The sequence below is a fragment of the Cellulomonas septica genome (assembly GCF_012396155.1).
GTDB classification, from domain to species: domain Bacteria; phylum Actinomycetota; class Actinomycetes; order Actinomycetales; family Cellulomonadaceae; genus Cellulomonas; species Cellulomonas septica.
This window is the reverse complement of sequence record NZ_JAAXOY010000439.1, coordinates 1-3,090: the sequence shown is the minus strand read 5'-3', so window position 1 is coordinate 3,090 and position 3,090 is coordinate 1. Positions and strand designations below refer to the sequence as shown.

Genomic DNA, 3,090 nt, shown 5'->3' with positions numbered 1-3,090 from the left:
CAGCCGGTGCCGGAACAGGCCGGGGACGCGCGACGCGACGAGCCGCGCGATGACCGGCGCGGACAGGCCGACGAAGCCGACGGGACCGGCGACCGTCACGGCGAGCGCGGCCAGGAGCACCGCGAGCAGCACGGCGACGACGCGCGTGCGCCGGACGTCGAGCCCCAGCACCGACGCGGTGTCGTCGCCGAGCGCGAGGACGTCGAGACGTCGGGACCACACGACGAGCACCACGATCGCGACCAGCACGACGGGCGCCGCCTGGGCGACCTTCTGCGTGCCGGACTGCACGATCGTGCCCTCGCCCCACGCGAACATGCCCTGCGTCTCCTGCTCGAACAGCAGCATGAGCAGGTAGGTGATCGACGAGAGCGCGAGCATCGTCGCCGAGCCCGCGAGCACCAGGCGCGACGGACCGGCGGCACCGCCGCGCGCGATCGCGAGCACGAACGCCGCCGCGGCCAGGCCGCCGACGAACGTGAGCGCGCCGCTCAGCGCGAACGGCAGGGAGATCCCGAGGACGGCCGCCAGGACGACCGTGACGTACGCGCCCGCGTTGACCGCGAGCGTGTCGGGCGACGCCAGCGGGTTGCGCGCCACCGACTGCAGCGCACCGCCCGAGACGCCGAGCGCGGCCCCGACGAGCAGGCCGGCGAGCACCCGCGGGGCGCGCGACGCGACGAGGACCGCGAGGGTCTGGTCGTCGCTCGTGCCCCGCAGCAGGTGCCACAGGTCGAGGGCCCCCACGTCGGAGGTGCCCAGCGTGAGGTCGAGCACCGCGAGCGCCGCCACGAGGACGACGGCCGCGGTGAACACCCCCACGAGCGGCAGCGCGGCGGTGCGGAGCGGCGCGGCGGGGGTCGCCGTCGCGCCACCCCGGACCGGGCGCGTGCCCGCCGGTGCGTCGACCTGCTCGTCGAGACCGAGGCTCACTTGGTCAGCGCGTCCACCGTCGCGTCGATCCACGCCTCACCCGAGGCGGGACCGCCGAACAGCCAGATGCCGTCGGGCAGACGGTGCACGTCGCCGGCGACGACGAACGGCAGCTGCTGCCAGATCGCGTTGGTACCGAGGCCCTCGGTGAACGCGTCGCCGCCCTCGGTGTCGTTGGCGATGTAGAGGAAGTGCACGTCCTCGCCGAGCGCGGTCAGGCCCTCGACGTCCGTGCCGCCGAGGCCGTAGTCGGGGTCGCCCTCGAGCGACCACGCGTTCTCGAGGCCGAGGAGCTGGCCGATGCCGCCGAGGTACGAGCCCTCGGTGTACGCACGGATCGAGACGGCGCCGTCGGACAGCCAGCCGTCGGCCATCGCGACCTTCGCGCCGGACAGGCCCGCGTCCTCGAGCTCGGCCTTGGCGTCGGCGACGGCGGCGTCGAACTCCTCGAGGGCCTTCGCAGCCTCGTCCTCCGTGCCGGTGGCCTGGCCGAGGACCTCGATCGTCCGCTCCATGTGGCCGATCGGGTCGGTCGCGTCCGAGCCCCGCAGCGCGATGACGGGGACGGTCTCCTCGATCTGCGCGATGACCTCCTCCGGGAGGTCGGTCGTGGTGACGACGAGGTCGGCGTCGAGCGCGGCGATCGCGTCGAGGCTCGGCTCGCCGCGCATGCCCACGTCGGCGACGGACGCGTCGAGCGGCACGACCGTGTCCCACACGTTGTAGCCCTTGACGTCGGCCTGGCCGACGGGCGTGACGCCGAGCGTCAGCAGGTTCTCCGTGAGGCCCCACTCGAGCGAGACGACGTCCGTCGCCGGGGCGTCGAGCGTGACCTCCTCGCCGCGGTCGTCGGTGATGGTGACCGGGCCGCCGGTCGCCTCGGGGGCGCCGGACTCCGCCGCGGCGGCGGGCTCCTCGGTCGTGCCGCAGGCGGTCAGCAGCAGGGCGGCGACGGTGCCCGTCACGACGGCGGCGGGCAGGGCGCGCAGGGTTCGCATGGGGTTCCTCGGGTGGTGGTGGCGCGCCTCGCGGGGGCGGGGCGCGGGTGTGTCAGGCAGGTCAGGCAGGCGTGAGGGCGCGGTGCGTGTGCCGGCCGACGGGGCGCGTGCGGACGCGGCCGTGGTCGTCGACGGTCACGTCGATGCGGATGCCGTAGGTCTCCGTGAGCGCGTCGGCGGTGAGGACCTCGTGCGGGAGGCCCGCGCCGACGACCTCGCCGCGGCGCAGCAGCACCACGTGGTCGGCGACGGCGGCGGCCTGGTCCAGGTCGTGCAGGACGACGCCGACGGCCACGCCGTGCTCGTCGGCCAGGTCGCGCACCAGGTCGAGGATCTCGACCTGGTAGCGCAGGTCCAGGTAGGTCGTGGGCTCGTCGAGCAGCAGCACGCGCGTGTCCTGCGCGAGGCACGTCGCGAGCCAGACGCGCTGCAGCTCGCCGCCGGACAGCTCGTCGACCGGGCGCGCGGCCATGTCGGTCGTGCCCGTGACGTCCATCGCCCACGCGATCGCGCGGGGGCCGTCGGGGTCGTCCTGGCGCCAGCGCCCGCGGTACGGGTGGCGGCCGTAGCCGACGACGTCGCGGACGCAGACGCCCGACGGCGTGGGCCGGGACTGCGACAGCAGCGTGACGCGGCGCGCGAAGTGCTGCGCCGACAGCGTGCGGGCGTCCTCGACGTCGGGGAGCGCGATCGTGCCGACCTCGGGCCGGTGCAGCCGTGCGAGCGCGCGCAGCAGCGTGGACTTGCCGGAGCCGTTGGGGCCGATCAGCGCGGTGACCTCACCGGGCAGCAGGCGCAGGCCGGCGCGCTCGACGACGACCGTGCCGTGGTAGGCCAGGCACAGGTCGTGGCCGCGGAGCGCGGGCACACCGGGCATGGCGGGTGCGTCGTCGGACGGGGGCGTCGTGGGCACACGCGCAGGTTAGCCTCAACTAAGTAAGGATTGCCAAACCTCGTCCACCCACCGGGCGGCGGGCCCGTCCCGTCCGCGTCCGTCGCGGCCGAGCGGTCGTCACGCGACCGACGTGCCGAACGCCAGCCCCAGCACGTACGTGACCGCGGCCGCCCCGAACCCGATCGCGAGCTGACGCAGCGCCCGCCGCCCCGGCGACGCGCCCGACAGCACCCCGACGGTCGCGCCCGTGCCCAGCAGCGCGAG

At 75.3% G+C, this 3,090-nt stretch carries 3 protein-coding genes and 1 pseudogene; all 4 read right to left on the bottom strand.

Annotation, left to right across the window (positions count from 1 at the left end; all coding sequences use genetic code 11):
• Positions 1-933 (bottom strand): iron chelate uptake ABC transporter family permease subunit (locus HGA02_RS14635; RefSeq protein WP_168679724.1); only part of this gene is annotated, 933 nt, incomplete at its 3' end.
• A complete protein-coding gene (locus HGA02_RS14630) occupies positions 930-1,931 on the bottom strand; it encodes an ABC transporter substrate-binding protein (RefSeq protein WP_168679722.1) in 1,002 nt (333 codons plus the stop codon). The genes HGA02_RS14630 and HGA02_RS14635, both read right to left, overlap by 4 nt.
• A gap of 61 nt (positions 1,932-1,992) precedes the next feature.
• Entirely contained in the window at positions 1,993-2,808 is an 816-nt protein-coding gene (locus HGA02_RS14625; protein ID WP_168679726.1) for an ABC transporter ATP-binding protein, read from the bottom strand.
• 135 nt (positions 2,809-2,943) lie between these two features.
• Positions 2,944-3,090 (bottom strand): annotated as a pseudogene (locus HGA02_RS21065) (VIT1/CCC1 transporter family protein); the annotation flags it as partial.